At 71.1% G+C, this 17,617-nt stretch carries 15 protein-coding genes; 3 read left to right on the top strand and 12 right to left on the bottom strand.

From position 1 onward, the window contains the following. Positions 1-152: 152 nt before the first annotated feature. From ACIG5F_RS02110 to ACIG5F_RS02095, 4 genes are read right to left on the bottom strand one after another with little or no spacing between them, the layout of a single operon-like run. A complete protein-coding gene (locus tag ACIG5F_RS02110) occupies positions 153-602 on the bottom strand; it encodes a peroxiredoxin (RefSeq protein ID WP_396515514.1) in 450 nt (149 codons plus the stop codon). Continuing rightward, positions 599-1,318, bottom strand: a complete 720-nt coding sequence (locus ACIG5F_RS02105) for a DUF1295 domain-containing protein (RefSeq protein ID WP_396515681.1) — start codon at positions 1,316-1,318, stop codon at positions 599-601. The genes ACIG5F_RS02110 and ACIG5F_RS02105 overlap by 4 nt, the downstream gene beginning before the upstream one ends. A 56-nt stretch (positions 1,319-1,374) precedes the next feature. Further along, complete coding sequence (locus tag ACIG5F_RS02100) at positions 1,375-2,652, bottom strand: class I SAM-dependent methyltransferase (protein WP_396515513.1); 1,278 nt, start codon at positions 2,650-2,652, stop codon at positions 1,375-1,377. 55 nt (positions 2,653-2,707) lie between these two features. Then, the gene (locus ACIG5F_RS02095) at positions 2,708-3,181 is read right to left on the bottom strand and encodes a MarR family winged helix-turn-helix transcriptional regulator (RefSeq protein ID WP_396515512.1); all 474 of its coding nucleotides are present in this window, start codon (positions 3,179-3,181) and stop codon (positions 2,708-2,710) included. Between the two features lie 80 nt (positions 3,182-3,261). Between ACIG5F_RS02095 and ACIG5F_RS02090 the strand changes: the two genes are divergently transcribed. Together ACIG5F_RS02090 and ACIG5F_RS02085 are read left to right on the top strand one after the other, a co-directional pair. Further along, positions 3,262-4,617 carry an MFS transporter gene (locus tag ACIG5F_RS02090; RefSeq protein ID WP_396515511.1) on the top strand — a complete coding sequence of 452 codons (1,356 nt, stop codon included), beginning with the start codon at positions 3,262-3,264 and terminating at the stop codon, positions 4,615-4,617. Between the two features lie 61 nt (positions 4,618-4,678). Continuing rightward, a complete protein-coding gene (locus tag ACIG5F_RS02085) occupies positions 4,679-5,785 on the top strand; it encodes a sugar ABC transporter substrate-binding protein (protein WP_396515510.1) in 1,107 nt (368 codons plus the stop codon). Here ACIG5F_RS02085 and ACIG5F_RS02080 read toward each other — a convergent pair. From ACIG5F_RS02080 to ACIG5F_RS02050, 7 genes are all read right to left on the bottom strand, one after another. After that, a complete protein-coding gene (locus ACIG5F_RS02080; protein ID WP_396515509.1) occupies positions 5,760-6,890 on the bottom strand; it encodes an XdhC family protein in 1,131 nt (376 codons plus the stop codon). The genes ACIG5F_RS02085 and ACIG5F_RS02080 overlap by 26 nt on opposite strands. Before the next feature lie 13 nt (positions 6,891-6,903). Beyond that, positions 6,904-8,328 (bottom strand): NCS2 family permease, encoded by a 1,425-nt coding sequence (locus tag ACIG5F_RS02075; RefSeq protein WP_396515508.1) that lies wholly within the window; start codon positions 8,326-8,328, stop codon positions 6,904-6,906. 106 nt (positions 8,329-8,434) lie between these two features. Beyond that, positions 8,435-8,917 carry a nucleoside deaminase gene (locus ACIG5F_RS02070; protein ID WP_396515507.1) on the bottom strand — a complete coding sequence of 161 codons (483 nt, stop codon included), beginning with the start codon at positions 8,915-8,917 and terminating at the stop codon, positions 8,435-8,437. Between the two features lie 12 nt (positions 8,918-8,929). After that, positions 8,930-11,203: a xanthine dehydrogenase subunit D gene (pucD, locus tag ACIG5F_RS02065; protein WP_396515506.1), complete on the bottom strand. Its 2,274-nt coding sequence runs from the start codon at positions 11,201-11,203 to the stop codon at positions 8,930-8,932. After that, positions 11,200-12,546 carry an 8-oxoguanine deaminase gene (locus ACIG5F_RS02060; RefSeq protein ID WP_396515505.1) on the bottom strand — a complete coding sequence of 449 codons (1,347 nt, stop codon included), beginning with the start codon at positions 12,544-12,546 and terminating at the stop codon, positions 11,200-11,202. Before ACIG5F_RS02060 ends, pucD begins: the two co-directional genes overlap by 4 nt. Before the next feature lie 73 nt (positions 12,547-12,619). Next, positions 12,620-13,078, bottom strand: a complete 459-nt coding sequence (locus ACIG5F_RS02055) for a (2Fe-2S)-binding protein (protein ID WP_396515504.1) — start codon at positions 13,076-13,078, stop codon at positions 12,620-12,622. Further along, the gene (locus ACIG5F_RS02050) at positions 13,069-13,926 is read right to left on the bottom strand and encodes an FAD binding domain-containing protein (protein WP_396515503.1); all 858 of its coding nucleotides are present in this window, start codon (positions 13,924-13,926) and stop codon (positions 13,069-13,071) included. The genes ACIG5F_RS02055 and ACIG5F_RS02050 overlap by 10 nt, the downstream gene beginning before the upstream one ends. Before the next feature lie 108 nt (positions 13,927-14,034). Between ACIG5F_RS02050 and ACIG5F_RS02045 the strand changes: the two genes are divergently transcribed. After that, a complete protein-coding gene (locus ACIG5F_RS02045) occupies positions 14,035-15,519 on the top strand; it encodes a PucR family transcriptional regulator (protein ID WP_396515502.1) in 1,485 nt (494 codons plus the stop codon). A gap of 49 nt (positions 15,520-15,568) precedes the next feature. On the opposite strand, the gene ACIG5F_RS02040 is transcribed toward ACIG5F_RS02045, so the two are convergent. Beyond that, positions 15,569-17,599 carry a glycosyl hydrolase family 28-related protein gene (locus ACIG5F_RS02040; protein WP_396515501.1) on the bottom strand — a complete coding sequence of 677 codons (2,031 nt, stop codon included), beginning with the start codon at positions 17,597-17,599 and terminating at the stop codon, positions 15,569-15,571. Positions 17,600-17,617 lie beyond the last annotated feature (18 nt).

The raw sequence follows: 17,617 nt of genomic DNA, 5'->3' as shown, positions 1-17,617 counted from the left end.
GCGCCGCGCTGGGGGTGGGTTTTTTCTCCCGCCCTCTTTGGTGTTTTTTTGGGTTTGTTTTCACCCCCCCCCCCCCGGGGGGGGGGGCCCCCCGGGGGGGGGGGGCCCCCCCCCCCCCCCCCCGACTGCCCCGAAGGGGGCAATACTGCTGCTCAGAGGGCCCGCAGGGCCTCCAGCGCCTTGTCCGCGTGCACGGCCATGCGCAGCTCGCTCTTGATCGAGGTGACCAACCGGCCGTCCGCGCCGATCACGAACGTCTGCCGCCGGGTCAGCAGCGGGCCGAACCTGCGCCGCACCCCGAACTGGGTCGCCACCACGCCGTCCGGGTCGGACAGCAGCGGATAGTCGAACGAGTTGATGGCCGAGAACTCGCGCTGCTTGCCCACGGCGTCGGGGGAGATGCCGATCCGCTGCGCGCCCACCGCCTCGAACTCCGCGCCCAGGTCCCGGAAGTGGCAGCTCTCGGCCGTGCAGCCGCCGGTCATCGCGGCCGGGTAGAAGAACAGCACCACCGGCCCCTTGGCCAGGAACTCGGACAGCCGCCGCGGCTCGCCGTGGTCGTCGAGCAGCTCGAAGTCCGCGACCTGGTCGCCGTTGTTCATCGGGTTCCCTCCCGTTTCGGCGGCAGCGGGAAGAACCCGCTGGTCCGCGCCACGTACTCGGCGAAGCCGGGGCGGTCCCGCATGGCCCGCTCGGTCAGCGCCTTGCCGGTGCCCCTGGTCAGGAACAAGGTCATGACCAACGGCGACAGCACGGTCAGCGCGCCGATCCAGTGCTGGCACGCCACCAGGTACAGACCCCACCAGACGCAGGCGTCGCCGAAGTAGTTGGGGTGCCGGGTGTAGCGCCACAGGCCACGGTCCATGATCTTGCCCTGGTTGGCCGGGTCGGCCTTGAACCGGGACAGCTGCCGGTCGCCGACCGACTCGAAGCCAAGGCCGACCAGCCACACGGCCACGCCCACCCAGGTCAGCACGCCGGTGGAGGTCTCGTACTGGGCCGCCTGCACGGGCCAGGAGACGAACCACATGATCACGCCCTGGAGCAGGTAGACCTTGCGGAAGGCGTACCAGTGCGGGTTGCCGGTGGCCCGGTCCATCAACGCCACGTAGCGCGGATCCTCGGGCCGGCGGCCGTTGCGGAGCTGGATGTGGACCGCCAGCCGCACACCCCAGAGCACCGTCATCGCGGTCACCAGCCAGCCCGAGCCGGACACGAGCAGCCCGACCACGGCGATCACCGCGAACCCCAGGCCCCAAATGGTGTCCACGCCGTCGTGCCGGCCGCGGGCGACGCCGACCCCGAGCCCGACCACCATCACCACCAGCACGGCGACGGCCGTGATGCCCAGGTTGACGAGCAGTCCGGCGAGGTTCACGCGACGACCTCCCGTGTCCGCGGCATGCCGCTCGTGCCGGCCGGTCCGGGCCGCACGGCCAGGATCTGGTCCACGCCCATCCGGTTCTCCTGGAACGCCAGCGCGCCGCCGGCGAAATACAGCCGCCACACCCGCAGCTGCCCCTCGCCGACCAGCGCGGTCAGCTCGTCGGCCCGCTTCTCCAGGGTCTGCGCCCAGGCGTCCACGGTCCACACGTAGTGCTCCCGCAGCGCGTGCACGTCCCGAACCTCGAGACCGGCCTGCTCCAGCAGGGCAATGGTCTCGCCGACCGGCCGCATGTGCATGTCGGGGGCGACGTAGCGCTCGATGAACGCGCCGCCGCCGGACGCCTTGGGCGCGGTCGCCACCCGGGACATCTGCTGGAGCAGCAGTCGGCCCTCGGGCTTGAGCAGCCGGAACAGCTGCGCCGCGTACGCCGGGTAGTTGCCCAGCCCGACGTGCTCGCCCATCTCGATGGTGCCGATGGCGTCGAAGCCGTCGTCGGGGATGTCGCGGTAGTCCTGCAACCGCACCTCCACCCGGTCGCCCAGGCCCCGCTCGGCGATCCGCGCCTGGATGAACTCGCGCTGCTGGGCCGCCAGGGTCACCCCGGTGGCGTGCACGCCGTAGTTGGCGGCGGCGTGCAGGATCAGCGATCCCCAGCCGCAGCCGACGTCCAGCAGCCGCATGCCGGGCCGCAGGTCCAGCTTCCGGCAGATCAGGTCCAGCTTGTCCCGCTGCGCGTCCTCGACGGTGTAGTCGGCCGCGTCGGAGGTCCAGTACCCGCAGGAGTACGCCATGTTCGGGTCGAGCAGGGCCTGGTAGAACTCGTTGGACAAGTCGTAGTGGTGGGCGATCGCCGCCCGGTCGCGGGACTTGGTGTGCTCGGTCCCCGACAGCCGGGCCTCCTCCGGCGGCGGCGCCGGCCGGGGGCCGAGCACGCCGAGCTTGATCGCCTGGTTGAGGGCGTGCAGGCGGTCGGCCAGCGAGAGCTTGACCTTGCCAAGGCCCTCCCGCCGGGCCAGGCCCCAGAAGCGGGCGAACCCGTCCCGGAGATCCCCCTCGACGTCGATGTCGCCGGAGACGTAGGCGCGGGCCAGCCCCAGCTCGTTCGGGTCCCACAGCAGGCGCCGCAGCGCCTGCCGGGAGTGGATGACCACCACCGGGGTGTCGGCCGGCCCGGCCTCGCTGCCGTCCCACGCCCGCAGCCGCACTGGCAGCTCCACGCCGAGGAACCGGCGCACCAGGCCGGCCAGAGTCTGGGCGATTGTCACATTGGCCCCTTCTGTCACGGCTGGTGTTCGCGGGGGACCGCCGACCCGGTTCGGATCAGGGCGTGACGAGGTGGTCGACCAGCAGGTTCAGCGCCGGCAGGGCGTCGGCCACGGCCGCCCGGGCCTGTGGCGGCAGCTTGTCCAGGGCGGCCGAGATGCGCCGCTCGTGGGCCTGCTGCCACTCCGAGAGCTGCTTGCGGCCGGCGTCGGTCAGCGACACCCGGGCCACCCGCCGGTCGGACGGGTCGCTGTCGCGGACCGCGAGCCCGCCCTCGACCAGCTGCTGGACCAGACCGCTGACGGTGTTGGGGGCCAGCCGCTGGAGCGAGGCCAGCTGGCCGATCTTGGCCGGGGCGTGGTCGGCCAGCGCCATCAGCAGCTCGACCTGGGCCATGGGCAGCGCTTCCCACGGATAGTCGGTCCGAATGCTGGTGCGCAGGGCGCGCCGCAGTCTCGTGACGACCTCGGTCAGGGTGCGGGCGTCGGAGACGCTCGACGGGGCCTCGTGCTCGGGCGTGACCTGCGACATCCCCCAAGCGTATCGAGGTGGTGACAACCCTCATATCTGTCGGTCCCCGATTATGTCGGAGACCGAGATAAAGTCGGGGTGTGTTGACCGCGCCCCTGCGCCGTCTCGGCGTCGAACCCGCCCGCCCCCGGTTCGTCGCCCGCTGGCCGCACGCGCACTGGCTGGCCGTGGCCTCGGTCTGCCTCGGCGCCTTCATGGGGCAGCTCGACGCCAGCATCGTCACCCTCACGTTTCCGGCGCTGAGCCGGCAGTTCGGCGAATCGCTGGCCGGGGTGCAGTGGGTGTCGCTGAGCTATCTGCTGACCCTGGTCGCGCTGCTGGTGCCGGTCGGCCGGCTGGCCGACGCGGTCGGCCGCAAGCTGGTCTACCTCTACGGCTTCGCCGTGTTCACGGCCGCGTCGGCCGCCTGCGGCTTCGCCGACTCGCTGCCGCTGCTGGTCGGTCTCCGGGTGGTGCAGGCCGTCGGCGCTGCCATGTTGCAGGCCAACAGCGTCGCCCTCGTGACGACGAGCTCGCCGCGCGGCTCGATGCGGGCGGCGCTCGGCGTGCAGGCCGCCGCGCAGGCGATCGGGCTGGCGCTGGGGCCGACGCTCGGCGGCGTGCTGGTCGCCGGGGCCGGCTGGCAGTGGGTTTTCTGGGTGAACGTCCCGATCGGACTGATCGCGATCGCCGCCGGCCGCTATTTGTTGCCGCGGACCCGCCAACGCGCCGGGACGCGTCAGATCGACTGGATCGGCGTCGCACTTTTGGGCACATCGTCGACCGCCCTGTTGCTCGCCCTTTCCGGTCTGTCCGGTTTGGACGCGCCGGTCTGGCTCGTGGTAATCCTTTTCATGTCGGCGGTCGGAGCCGGCGTCGGATTTGTGCTGCGGCAGCGGGCCGCGGCCGAGCCGATGATCGATCTGAATTTGTTGCGGGACCCGGCCGTCGCCGGCGGTCTGGTCGCCGCGATGCTCGGTTATCTGGTGTTGTTCGGGCCGCTCGTCCTAATACCGGTACTTGGCGGTTCCGTTGTTGCGGCCGGGCTGGTGCTGACCAGTCTGCCGGTCGGGTTCGCGCTGGCTGCGACGTTCGGCGGCAACCGCTGGCCGGATCGGCGCAGAGCCGTCGTGGGCGGCCTGACCTGCGCGGTTGTGCTGATTCCGTTATGTCTGCTGCCATTGACGGATCCGTTGCTGGCGATCTCGTTGGCCGTGCTGGGAATTGGTTTGGGCCTGTTCACACCGGCCAACAACGCCATCGTGATGGCGGCGATCCCGGCGGCCCGCTCGGGGGTCGGCGGCGGGTTGGTGAACATGGCTCGGGGCCTGGGGACCACGCTCGGTGTCGCCTCGGTGACGCTCGCATTGCACGGTGTGGGCCCGCGTGCGGCGTTCGTCGTGCTTATGGCCGTGGCCGTCGCATTGGCAGTTGTTTCCCGGAGACAGTCGGCTTGACGGGCGTAAGGAAACGCGGTCAACTACCGCATCCCAGTCAGACGTAGTGGAGGCAAAACGGATGCGCCCCGTTGTCGCCGCGGCCGGTTGTGCGCTCGTGCTTGTCGCCTCCGCCTGCGGCAGCGCCAGCAACACGGCCGCCACCGGAACCGCGACAAACCACACCAAGCCCAAGGTCGGCGTGATCCTGCCGGACACGACCACCTCAGCCCGTTGGGAGGACTCCGACAAACCCCTGCTCACATCCCAGCTCAGCTTCGCCGGCATCGAGCCCGACATCCAGAACGCCCAGGGCGACGAGAAGCGCTTCTCCTCGTTGGCCGACAAGATGATCGCCGAGAAGGTGAACGTCCTGATGATCGCTCCGCTGTCCTCGGACGGCGGCGTCGCGGTCGAGAAGAAGGCCAAGGCCGCCGGCATCCCGGTCATCGACTACGACCGGATCAGCCTCGGCGGCAGCGCCGAGTACTACGTCTCCTTCGACAACATCGCGGTCGGCCAGCTCCAGGCCGACGGCCTGCGCACCTGCCTGGGCAGCCGGGCCTCCGGGGCGTCGGTCATCGAGATCGAGGGCGCGTCCACCGACAACAACGCCACCCAGTTCCACGACGGCCACGAGCAGGTGCTCAAGCCCCTCTACGACTCGGGCAGCATGCACCTGCTGGCCAGCAAGTCCATCGACAACTGGTCGCCGGACCTGGCCGCCAGCACGTTCACCGGCCTGCTGGACGCCAACGGCGGGCACGTCGACGCGGTGCTGTCGGCCAACGACGGCATGGCGGCCAGCATCGAGGCCGTGCTCAAGCAGCGCAACCTCACCAACGTGCCGGTCACCGGGCAGGACGCCACCCTCGGCGGCCTGCAGGCGGTGCTGCGCGGCACCCAGTGCATGACCGTCTACAAGCCGATCGACATCGAGGCGGAGGCCGCCTCGCGGCTGGCCATCGCCCTGGCCACCGGTAGGCAGGGGGACGCGGACGACCTCGCCACGGGCAACACCAAGGACCCGAAGGCCAACCGCGACGTGAAGTCCGTCCTGCTGGGACCACAGTCCATCAGCCGGGCCGACGTGCAGGGCCTGGTGGCCAAGGGAGTCGTGCGCACGAGCGACCTGTGCAAGGGCGACATGGCCGGCTTCTGCACTAGCGCGGGCATTCCCGTCCAGTAGCCAACGCCCCCACTTCCGCCGGGCCACGTGAGTGGCTCAGGTCGCGTCCAGTGCGAAATGAGCCACTCACGTACGGCGGGGGTGCGGGGCGGTCGTGGATGGGGCCGGAGCCTCCCGTGAGCGCCAACCCGCTGCCGCCGCGGCCAAGCGCGACGATCTCCGCGGCGATGGACACCGCCGTCTCCTCCGGGGTGCTGGCCCCGAGATCGAGCCCGATCGGGGCCCGCAGCAAGGAGAGCTCCTGCTCGGTCAGGCCGATCTCCCGCAGCCGGGCCAGGCGCTGGCTGTTGGTGCGCCGGGAACCCAGCGCGCCGACGAAGGCCAGCGGCCGGCGCAGGGCGTCGGCCAGCAGCGGCACGTCGAACTTCTCATCGTGGGTGAGCACGCAGACCACCGTGCGCCGATCGGTTCCGGTGGCGGCCAGATAGCGATGCGGCCAGTCGACCACGACCTCGTCGGCGTCGGGAAACCGGTCGGTGGTGGCGAAAACCGGCCGGGCGTCGCACACCGTCACGTGATAGCCGAGGAACTTGCCGATGCGGGCCAGCGCGGCCGCGTAGTCGATGGCCCCGAACACCAGCATGCGCGGCGGCGGCGACCACGGCTCCACGAACAGCTCCAACCCGTCGAAGTGCTGGCGGCCGGTGGCGGTCACGTGCCGGACCAGCTCGGGGTCGATCACCTGGTCGCCGGCGATCCGATCGGCGAACACGGCCATACCCTTGCCCAGCAACGGTTCCGGCCCGCCGATGACCCGGACCAGGACCACCGGCTCGGGATCGGCGGCCAGCGCGGCGGCGATCGCCGGAGAGCAGGGCTGCACAAAAACCTCCAGCGAGCCGCCGCACGTCAGGCCGACCGCGAACGCGTCGTCGTCGGAGTAGCCGAAACGGCGCCGCTGCGGCAATCCCGTCGCCAGCACCTCCTGCGCCAACTCGTACACGGCCCCTTCCACGCAGCCACCGGAGACGCTGCCGAACGCCGCGCCGTCGGCGGTGACCGCCAGTGCGGAGCCTAGGCCACGCGGCGCGCTGCCGGCGACGTCCACGACGCTGGCGACAGCGAACTGATAGGTCCTCGACAGCGAACCGGCCAACTCCCTCATCGGGCCAACTCCCTCATCCCGCCAGCGCCTCGATCCCGGCTATGCCGAAGTAGGCGACGAAGACAGCCGCGATCACCGCGACCAGCCAGTGCACCTCGCGCCACTGGCCCTTTCCCAGCTTTACCACGACATAGCTGACGATGCCCGCGCCGACCCCGTTGGTGATCGAGTACGTGAACGGCACGATGGCCATGGTCAGGAACACCGGGATGGTGTAGTCGGTGTCCTGGAACGGGATCCGCCGGCACTGGGCCATCATGAGCGCGCCGATGACCACCAGCGCCGGCGCGGCCGCCTGGGCCGGCACGATCGCGGCGATCGGCGTGACCAGCATGGTCGCGCCCAGCAGCGCGCCGGTGACCACACTGGACAGTCCGGTGCGCGCGCCCTCGCCGACCCCGGCCGCCGACTCCAGGAACACCGTGTTGGGCGCGGAACCCGTGCCGCCGCCGACGATCGCGCCGATGCCGTCCACGAGCAGGATCCGGCCCATGCCGGCGACCTTGCCGTCCTTCGTGGTCATGCCGGCCTCATGGCAGACGCTGGTGATCGTGCCCATCGCGTCGAAGAAACCCGACAGCACCAAGGTGAACAGGAACACCGTGGCGGTGATCGCGCCGGCGCTGGCGAAGCCGCCGAACAGGTCCACGTGGCCGAACAGGGCGAAGTCGGGGGCGGCGACCACGGTGGACGGCAGCTTCGGGGCGACCAGACCCCAGTCCCCGCCGGGGAAAACGGCGTTGGCGATCACGGCGATGACCGTGGCCACCACGATGCTGATCAGCACCGCGCCGGGGACCGCGCGGGCCATCAGCACGATCATCAGCAGCAGGCCGATCGCGAACACCACCATCGGCCAGCCCACCAGGTGGCCGCCATCGCCCATGCGCACCGGAACCGTGGAGTGGGCCGAATCCGGTGTCCTGGTCACGAATCCGGCCGACACCAGTCCCACCAGGGCGATGTAGAGGCCGATGCCGACCGAGATGGCGGTCTTGAGCGCGCCCGGGATCGCGTTCATGATCCGTTCGCGGATGCCGGACACGGCCAGCACGACGATGCAGAGTCCTTCCAGCACAACCAGTCCGAAGGCCTGGGCCCAGGTCATGGTCGGGGCCAGCTGGAAGGCGACGATGCCGTTCACGCCGAGCCCGGCGGCCAGCGCCAGGGGAGCGTTGCCGACCAGTCCCATGAGGACGGTCATCACGCCGGCGGCCAGGGCGGTCGCGGTGGTCACTTCGGGCATGGTCAGCCTGGCGCCGGTGATATCGGTGGAAGCCCCTAATATCAACGGGTTGAGCAACACGATGTAGGCCATCGCGACAAAGGTGGTGATGCCGCCGCGGACCTCGCGGCCGACGGTCGTGCCGCGTTCCTGGAGCCGGAAGCGCTTGTCCAACAGGGCGGTGGTGGGGCGGCGGTCGCGCAACTGGGTCATGACGTTCTCCCATGCCGGTGGGCGCGCGGAACCAGGCCATCGGGAGGATGGCCTGGAACCGCGAACGTTTAAGCGGGGGTGCTCCGGTCAGCACGCGTGCCGAGGATCAGTACTCGACGCGGTCGGTGCGGGAAAGCCACGCGGCGAACGGGGTGGTGTTGCCCGGCGTGGACAGCTGCAGCACGGGGATCGGCCACGTCTGCTTGGGCTGTTCGAACAGGTCGTAGAAGTCGCGGTCGTTGAAGCCGGCGTCGGCGGCGTCGTTGCGGTCGGCCGCGAAGACCACCCGGTCCACCCGGGCCCACAGCGAGGCGGCCAGGCACAGCGGGCACGGCTCGCACGAGGAGAACAGCACACAGCCGTTGAGGCGGAAGTCGCCGACGCGGTGGCACGCCTCGCGAATCGCCACCACCTCGGCGTGCGCGGTGGGGTCCAGGGTGGGCACTACCCGGTTCACGCCGGCGGCGATCAGCTCGTCGCCGCGCACGATCACCGCGCCGAACGGGCCGCCGCCGGTGGTCACGTTCTCGGCGGCCAGCCGAACGGCCTCGTCGAGCCACGCCTGGTCGGTGGCAGCGGTCGCTGTCATCGGTGTGATCTCCTAGACCTCGGGGAAATGTGAATCTGTCAGATGTTCCGGCCGCACCGGAACACGGTTGAGCGCAAGGCCGGTGGCGGCGCGGATGGCCGCGACCACCGCCGGCGTGGACGAGATCGTGGGCGGTTCGCCCACCCCGCGCAGCCCGTAGGGAGCGTGCGGGTCGGCCAGCTCCAGCACGTCCACCGGCATCGGCGGGGTGTCGAGCACGGTCGGGATCAGGTAGTCGGTGAACGAGGGGTTGCGGACTTTGCCCTGGGAGACCTGGATCTCCTCCATGACGGCCAGGCCGAGGCCCTGAGTGCTGCCGCCGTGGATCTGGCCAAGCACGGCCTGCGGGTTGAGCGCCTTGCCCACGTCCTGGGCGCAGGCCAGCTCGACCACCTTGACCAGACCCAGTTCCACGTCCACGTCGACCACGGCGCGGTGCGCCGCGAATCCGTATTGGACGTGGGCGAAGCCTTGCCCCGTCTCGGGATCCAGCGCGGTGGTCGGCCGGTGCCGCCACTCCACTGTCTCCTCGATCGCGTCGTCGCCGAGCACGGCAACGATGTCGGCGCTGGTCAGCTCCGACCGAGGCTCGCCGAACCGGGCCACCGCCAGCTTGAGCAGCTTCTCCCGCACCGCCTCGCACACGGCCTTGATCGCGCCGCCGGTGACGTAGGTCTGGCGGGAGGCCGAGGTGGAGCCGCCGTTGCCGACGGTGGTGTCGGCCGGGTGCACGGTCACCTGCTCGATGCCCAGCTCGGTGCGCACGATCTGCTGCTGGATGGTCACCAGCCCCTGGCCGACCTCGGCCGCGGCGGTGTGGATCACCGCCGCCGGCTCGCCGTTGATCACCTCCAGCCGCAGCCGGGCGGTGGAGTAGTCGTCGAACCCCTCGGAGAAGCAGATGTTCTTGATGCCGACGGCGTAGCCGACGCCCCGGACCACGCCCTCGCCGTGGGTGGTGTTGGACACCCCGCCCGGCATCGCGGTCAGGTCCAGCGGTCCATTGTGGACGTCCGGCAGCGGCCGTTGCTTGACCAGTCGCAGCAACTCGGCCACCGGGGCGGCGGAGTCGATGACCTGGCCGGTCGGCATGACACTGCCCTCGCTCATGGCGTTGCGCACGCGGACCTCGACCGGGTCCAAGTCCAGCGCCGCCGCGAGTTTGTCCATTTGCGACTCGTAGGCGAATCCTGCTTGCACGGCGCCGAATCCGCGCATGGCGCCGCAGGGCGGGTTGTTGGTGTACGCGCCCCAGCAGTCCACGGTCACGTTGTCGACGACATACGGTCCGATGCCGAGCGTGGCGGCATTGGCCACCACAGCCGAGGTGCTGGACGCGTAGGCGCCGCCGTCGAGGAAGATCCGGGCCCGGACGTAGACCAGCTTGCCGTCCCGGTCCGCCCCGTGCTCGTAGTACAGCTTGGCCGGATGCCGGTGCACGTGGCCGTAGAACGACTCCTCGCGGTTGTAGACCATCTTCACCGGCTTGCCGGTGTACCGCGCCAGCAGGCAGGCGTGCACCTGGATGGACAGGTCCTCGCGGCCGCCGAACGCGCCGCCGACGCCAGCCAGCGTCAGCCGCACCTTGTCGGTCGGCAGGTCCAGCGCGAAGCAGATCTGCTTCTGATCCACGTGCAGCCATTGCGTGGCAACGTAAAGGTCGACGCCGCCGTCCTCGGCCGGGACCGCGAGGCCCGACTCAGGGCCGAGGAAGGCCTGGTCCTGCATGCCGACCTCGTACACGCCCGAGACCACCACATCGGCGGTCGCGTGCTGCTCGCCGCGCTCGATGTGCACCTTGCGCACGGTGTTGCCGCCCGGGTGCAGCAGCGGGGCCTGCGCGCCGACGGCCGTCTCGGCGTCGACCACCGGCGTCAGGACCTCGTACTCGACCTTGATCTTCTTGATCGCCCGCCGGGCCGTCTCCGGGTGGTCGGCGGCGACCAGCGCGATGGCTTCCCCGTGGTAGCGCACGACATCCACCGCCAGCACGGGCTGGTCGGGGTGCTCCAGGCCGTACAGGTTGGTGCCGGGGACGTCGGTGTGGGTCAGGACCGCGGCCACGCCGGGCACCTTCAGCGCCTCGCCGATGTCCACCGACCGGATCCGGGCGTACGGGTGCGGGCTGCGCAAAGTCGCGCCCCACAACATGTCCTCGTGCCACAGGTCGGACGAGTAGGCGAACTCGCCCCGCACCTTCAGTGCGCCGTCCGGGCGCAGCGGGCTCTCGCCCACCCCGCCTCCAGAACGGCTCGACACAGTGGATTGCCTTGTGGGGGAGGTCATCGCAGCACCTCCGCGGCTCGGGCCAGGTCACTGGTGATCGTGTCGACGTCGGCGGTGCGCAGCTCGCCGTCGGCGACGACGCTGCGCCCGCCGACCAGCAGCCGGTCCACCTTCGGGGCGGAGCCGAGCACCAGCGCCGCCACCGGGTCGGCGATGCCGGCGTGGTCGAGGTCGTCCATCCGCCACACGGCCAGATCGGCGACCTTGCCCGGCTCGATGGAGCCGATCTCGTGGTCGCGGCCGAGGCAGCGGGCCCCGCCCATGGTGCCCATCCACAGCGCCTCGCGAATGGCCAGAGCCGTTGCGCCGCCCCGGAACCGGGCCACCAGCAGCGCCGCCTTCAGTTCCTCGCCGAGGCCGCCGGACTCGCTGGACGCAGCGCCGTCGACGCCGAGCCCGACCGGCGCGCCGGCGTCCAGCAGTTGCCGCACCGGGGCCATGCCGGCGGCGATGCGGCCGTTGGAGGTGGGGCAGTGCGCGCAACCGGTGCCGGTCTGGCCGAAGCGTTTGATGGCCTCGTCGGAGAGGTGGATAGTGTGGGCCAGCCACACGTCATCGCCCAGCCAGCCCAGCTGCTCGGCGTATTGCGCCGGCGTGCAGCCGTTCTCGGCCAGGCACTGCTCCTCCTCGTCGATGGTCTCGGCCAGGTGGGTGTGCAGGCGGACGCCGTGCCGGCGGGCCAGCACGGCCGCCTGCTCCATCAGCTCGCGGCTGACCGAGAACGGCGAGCAGGGCCCGACAGCGATGCGGATCAGGCCTAGCGGGTCCGGGTCGTGGAAGTCGGCGATGGCCTTTTCCGTGCCCAGCAACGCTTCCTCGGTGCCCTCGACCAGGTTGTCCGGCGGCAGGCCGCCCTGGGACCGGCCCCGGTCCATCGATCCCCGCACGGCATGCAGGCGCACGCCCAGCCGCTTGGCCTCGCCGACCAGCGCGCCGATCTGGTCGCCGCCCTCGGTCGGGAAGACGTAGTGGTGATCGGCGATCGTGGTGCAGCCGGTGAGGGCCAGCTTGGCCATGCCGGCCGCGCCGGCCGCCCGCGTGACCTCCTCGGTCAGCCGGCCCCACACCGGGTACAGCGTGGTCAGCCACTCGAACAGCTCGGCGTCCCGGGCATAGCCGCGGGTGGCCCACTGGTAGAGGTGGTGGTGGGTGTTGACCAGCCCGGGGGTGACCAGGCGGCCGCTGGCGTCGATGTGGTCGTGATCCTCGGTCGGACGCTGCGCCGAGCCGGCGGCGACCTGCTCGATGAAGCCGTCGCGTATCACGATGTGGCCGCGGGCGTGCTCGGTCCCGTTCGGGTCGACGGTCGCGATCGCGGCGTTGTCGATGACGACAAGACTCACTGCGGCACCTCGCTGGCGCTCGGTGTCCGCGTTCGCGGACGCTCTGTGTTGGATGATTCGCTCGCAAGCTCGCTCATCGCGTGGCCGCCAATCGCACCGCGTCCAGGATCTTCTCGTACCCGGTGCAGCGGCACAGGTTGCCGGCCAGGGCCTCACGGATCTCCGGATCGGTCGGGTTGGGCACCCGGTTGAGCAGGTCGTGCGCGGCGACGACCAGGCCCGGCGTGCAGAATCCGCACTGCACCGCGCCGGCGTCCACAAAGGACTGCTGCACGCGGTCGAGAGTGTCGCCCTCGGCGAGGCCTTCGACGGTGTGCACCTCGCGGCCCTCGGCCTGCCCGGCCGCGACCAGGCAGGAGCACACCGGCGTGCCGTCCAGATAGACCGTGCACGAACCGCATTCGCCCTGCTCGCAAGCATTCTTGGAGCCGGGCAGGCCCAGCCGCTCGCGCAGCACGTAGAGCAGGCTCTCGCCCTCCCACACGTCGTCGGCCTGCCTGGCCTCCCCGTTGACCGTGACGTTCAGGCGCATCGCGCGTAGTCCTTCCATGCCCAGGTGAGCGTGCGGCGGGCCAGCACGGACAGCGCGTGCCGGCGGTAGGCGGCGGTGCCGCGCACGTCGTCGATGGGACTGGCGGCCGCGGCGACCAGCTCCCCGAACCGCCGCGCCACCCCGTCGGTCAGCGGCTTCGGCGAATCCCACGAAAGCTCCTCGGCCACGAAGCGCTCCGCGTCCACGGCCCGGATCGGCGTCGGCCCGGCCGACCCGATGCCCGCGCCGACCCGCTGCTCGTCGGGGTGCAGGGCCAGCCCGAACGAGCAGACCGCGATCACCATCGCGTTGCGCGTGCCGACCTTGCTGAACTGCTGCGGGCCGCCGCCGGCCGGCAGGTGCACCGCGGTGATCAGCTCGTCCGGCTCCAGCGCGTTGCGCTTGACGCCCCGGTAGAACTCGCCGATCGGGATCAGGCGAGACCCGCGCACCGACGCCACCTCCACGGTCGCGTCGGTGGCCAGCAGCACCGGGTGCGTGTCGCCCGCGGGGGAGGCCGCGCCGAGGTTGCCGCCGACCGTGCCCCGGTTGCGGATCTGCGGCGAGCCGACCGTGCGGGAGGCCATCGCCAAGCCCGGCAGCCGATCGCCCAGCTCGCCGATGATCCGCGTGTACGGCACGCCCGCGCCCAGCCGGGTCCCACTGGCCGTGGCCGACCACTCGGCCAGCTCTGCGACCCGGGTCAGGTCGAGCAGCGCGGCCGGCCGCCGGTGGTCGAAGTTCAGCTCCACCATCACGTCCGTGCCGCCGGCGATGGGCACCGCGTCCGGATGCGCCGCCTTGGCGTCGAGGGCCTCGGCCAGCGAGGTCGGTCGTAGGAATTCCACGTGATCCAGTACACAGTCCGGCCGGCCCGGCTGCTAGCGGCGAAGACCACGAAACGCCGACCCGTTCGGGCGGGTCTTTTGGAGGATCCTCCAAGTAGGCTGCCGGACGTGCGCCTGGGCGAACTGCTGGCCGACCCCGGGCTCGGCCTCCGGCTGCTGACCGGGGACGCCGAGCCGGACCCGGAGTTCCGCTGGATCTACATCACCGACCTGCGCGATCCGCGCCGCTACCTGGGCGGCGGCGAAGTCGTGCTCACCGGCATGCTCTGGTACCACGACGCGCGCGACGCCGAGGCGTTCGTCTCCGCCGTCGCCGAGATGGGCGTGGTGGCGCTGGGTGTCGGCACCGCCGAGATCGGTCCCGTCACCCTAGACGTCGTCGTCGACGCCTGTCGGCGGCACGGCGTGCGGCTGTTCACCGTGCCGCTGGACGTCTCGTTCACGTCCATCACCCAGCGCGTCGTCTCCGCGCTGGCGGCCGAGCACGTGCGCCGGTCCAGCGCCGTCCTGGAGCACCACCGGCGGCTGGTCGCCGCCCTCGGCAGCGGTGGCGGGCTGGCCGGGCTGGTCGCCGCCGGGGCCATGGAGCTGGGCGTGCCGTGCTGGGTGATCAGCCCGACCGGGCGGGTCGTGGCCGGCGCCGCCACGTTGCCCGACGCTGCCACGGTCGCCGCCGGCTTCGTGTCCGCTGCCCGGCTGCCGTGCCAGGTCGGGTCGTACCGGGTGCTGCCCGTCGGCGCCGGGCACCGGCTCGCCGGCTGGGCCCTGGTCGTCGCCGACTGGACCGCCGACCAGCACGAGGTCGCCGTCGAGCTGGCCACCCTGATCGGGCTGGAACGGTCCGCCCTGGCCGCCGGCCGGGTCGTCGAGCGGCGGGCCGTCACCCAGCTGCTGTCCCTGCTGGCCGACGAGGCCACCCCCGCCGCCGACATCAGCGCCCGGCTCACCGCCGCCGGCTTCGGGGCCGAGGACCGGCTGTGCGTGGTGTCCCTGACCATCACCGGCGAGGCCGGCTTGGCCATCGCCGTCCTGGACGAGCTCGTCGACGGCCTCGTGACCGAAGTGGACGGTGAGGCCGTCGCGATCACCTTGGCCGGCAACGACTTGCTCGACTCGCTCCGTGCCGGCGTCCGGGCCATCGAACCCGGCCTCGGCCCCTGCCGCCTCGCCCTCGGCGTCAGCGGCCCCGGCCCCGGCTCCCGCCTTCGCGCCTCCATCGACGAGGCCCGCTACGCCCGCGGCGTCGCCCTCCACAACGGCGTGCCCGCCGCCGTCGTCGCCGGCTCCGAACTCGCCTCCCACCAACTCCTGTTCGGCGCCCTCCCCGACGAGCTCCGCCAGTCCTTCTGCCGCCGCCTGCTCGGCCCCGTCCGCGACTACGACCTGGAACACCACTCCGAGCTCCTGGAGTCCCTGCGTGTCTTCCTCGACTGCTCCGGCTCCTGGAGCCAGGCCGCCGCCCGCCTCCACCTGCACGTCAACACCCTGCGCTACCGCATCGGCCGCATCGAGGACCTCACCGGCCGCGACCTGTCCCGCTTCGCCGATCGGGTAGACCTGTTCCTCGCCCTGGAGCTGTCGAGGGATTCCTAGGACCTCCTGCTCCCCGTGCCCACCGGGCGCGGGGAGCAGGCGGGCGGACTCACCAGGCCGACGGGGCCGGCGGCGGGACCACCGGCGGGCGGTCGTCGCAGGTGATCGTGTTGGGCAGTTCCCACGGCGCCAGCCAGCCGCCGTCGTTGCCGCCGAGATCGGCCAGCGCGAACTCCGAGCCGGTGGGCTGGAAGTGGAACGAGCCGCAGTTGTTGACGCCGACCGCGCCGACGTTGCGGGCGTCGACGTTCTGGAACGAGGCCGAACCGGCCGACCGGGCGCTGACGACCGAGGTTCCCGCGCCGTCGACCTTGATGTCGGCGAAGTGGACGTTGGTGATCGAGTACAGGTCCTTCACCGGGAAGTCGCTGACCAGCATGATCGCGTTGTAGGTGTTGTCCAGGAAGGTGTCGCCGACCACCTCGATGTCGGCGTCGATGGTGCGTTCCAAGGCGTAGAACCAGATCGCGCCGAGGCCGATGTTCCAGTTCAGCTCGTAGGTGCCGGCGCGCACGGTGGTGTTGTTTGTGACCCACACGTGCCCGGTGAAGGCCTCGGAGCCGAAGCGCGAGCCGATCTGGATGGCGCTGCCCTCGCGGAGGGGATCGGCGACGAGGTTGTTCGACACGGTGTTGTCGGTGCCACCGTAGAGCGCGATGCCGTTGGCCAGCACGGGGGTCTGCACGGTGTTGTGGTCGAAGACGTCGCCGGAGTCCTCGGTCTTCTCCGACCACATGGCCAGGCCGTCGTCGCCGGTGTTGCGGATGAAGTTGTTCGACACCACCGAGTTGGTCACGCCGGTGTGGAAGTTCACGCCGTCGGCGATCTGGTCGGCGATGACGTTGCCGGTGATCCGCAGGTTGCTCATCGGGCCGTCGAACCACATGCCGACCTTGGTGTGGTGGATGTAGAGGCCCTCGATCGTCGAGTCGCTCAGCGCCCCGCCGACTCCGTTGACCTGGTCGGTGTCGATGCGCTCCCGCACGTCGCCCTCGATGGCGAAACCGGACAGGTGCACGTTGTGGCTGCCGCCGGCCGACGCGTCCTTGCCGTAGAAGCCGACGCCGGTGTGCACGGAGCCGTCGGCCGCCGGCGTGCTCAGGGTGACCTGGTGGCCCTTGACGATCGTGTACCAGCTGCCGGCGCCCTCGATGGTCACGTCGTCCACGATGATGTGCCGGTTGACCTGGTAGGCGCCCGGCGGCAGGTACACCTTCAGCCGGTGCTGCTTGGCGAAGGCGATGGCGCGGTCGATGGCGTCGGCGGAGTCGCGGCGGCCCGTCGGGTCGGCGCCGAAGAGCAGCACGTTGGCGGCGATCAGGTCGACGTGCGGCGCGGCCAGGAGCTGCGAGTCGAGCAGGTCGATGGCCGTCCACGCCGCCGGGCTGCCGGCCGGAACCGTGAGGCGCACCTTGTCGCCCGCGTGGTAGGTCCGATCCAGGATCAGGCGCTGCTCATCGTAGAAGTGGTTGGGGCGGAACGGTGTTGTGATGGTCGGCGGGGGCGTCGTCGCCGACGGCACGCACGAGCACTCGGTGATCCACCAGTCAGGGTGCAGCAGCCCGGCGTTCGGGTCGTTGGAGAAGGGGTACTGGTTGTAGAGCCATGCGTACTGCGACGTCATGGTGAGGGTCTTGGCGTGGCCGCCGTTCACGGTCACGGCCAGCGGCGCGGTGATGCCGCCGCCGGTCGGCGCGTCCGGAATGCTGTAGCGCACGGTGATCGCGTTGGCAGTGCGGGGCAGCGTGAACTCGACGTACTGGCCAGGCGTGAGCTTCACCGCCGACCGGCCCGAGGCCTCGGCGGCCAGCGTGTAGGCGGACCGGTCGGGGCCGATGACGGCGCCGTTGGTCGCCGCCTTCTCCGCTTCCTGCTCGCTGAAGTCGACGGTGGCGCCCCGCCCGGCGACCAGCGCCGGATCGAGGGCGGCGCGGGTGACGGTGGGGGCGGGCGACGGGCCGGCCGCGGCCGAACCCGTGGTCGATAAGCCGAGGGCGGCGACGATCACCGCCGCCGCCGCGGCCCATCTTCGTGGTCTGCTGGAGCGCCTCGCAGTGGCTCCGGTGGAACTCGACGTCATCGGCGGGCTCGTTTCTCC

The sequence above is a fragment of the Kutzneria sp. NPDC052558 genome, from assembly GCF_044547355.1.
In the GTDB taxonomy this organism is placed as follows: Bacteria; Actinomycetota; Actinomycetes; order Mycobacteriales; family Pseudonocardiaceae; genus Kutzneria.
The sequence above is the reverse complement of the archived record's forward strand: the minus strand, read 5'-3'. Positions and strand labels throughout refer to the sequence as shown.

Coding starts and splice junctions, on each gene's coding strand:
- ACIG5F_RS02080 (WP_396515509.1), bottom strand. CDS start 6,890: ATGAGGGAGTTGGCCGGTTCGCTGTCGAGGACCTATCAGTTCGCTGTC.
- ACIG5F_RS02055 (WP_396515504.1), bottom strand. CDS start 13,078: ATGCGCCTGAACGTCACGGTCAACGGGGAGGCCAGGCAGGCCGACGAC.
- ACIG5F_RS02095 (WP_396515512.1), bottom strand. CDS start 3,181: ATGTCGCAGGTCACGCCCGAGCACGAGGCCCCGTCGAGCGTCTCCGAC.
- pucD (WP_396515506.1), bottom strand. CDS start 11,203: ATGACCTCCCCCACAAGGCAATCCACTGTGTCGAGCCGTTCTGGAGGC.
- ACIG5F_RS02040 (WP_396515501.1), bottom strand. CDS start 17,599: ATGACGTCGAGTTCCACCGGAGCCACTGCGAGGCGCTCCAGCAGACCA.
- ACIG5F_RS02070 (WP_396515507.1), bottom strand. CDS start 8,917: ATGACAGCGACCGCTGCCACCGACCAGGCGTGGCTCGACGAGGCCGTT.
- ACIG5F_RS02105 (WP_396515681.1), bottom strand. CDS start 1,318: ATGGTGGTCGGGCTCGGGGTCGGCGTCGCCCGCGGCCGGCACGACGGC.
- ACIG5F_RS02075 (WP_396515508.1), bottom strand. CDS start 8,328: ATGACCCAGTTGCGCGACCGCCGCCCCACCACCGCCCTGTTGGACAAG.
- ACIG5F_RS02110 (WP_396515514.1), bottom strand. CDS start 602: ATGAACAACGGCGACCAGGTCGCGGACTTCGAGCTGCTCGACGACCAC.
- ACIG5F_RS02085 (WP_396515510.1), top strand. CDS start 4,679: ATGCGCCCCGTTGTCGCCGCGGCCGGTTGTGCGCTCGTGCTTGTCGCC.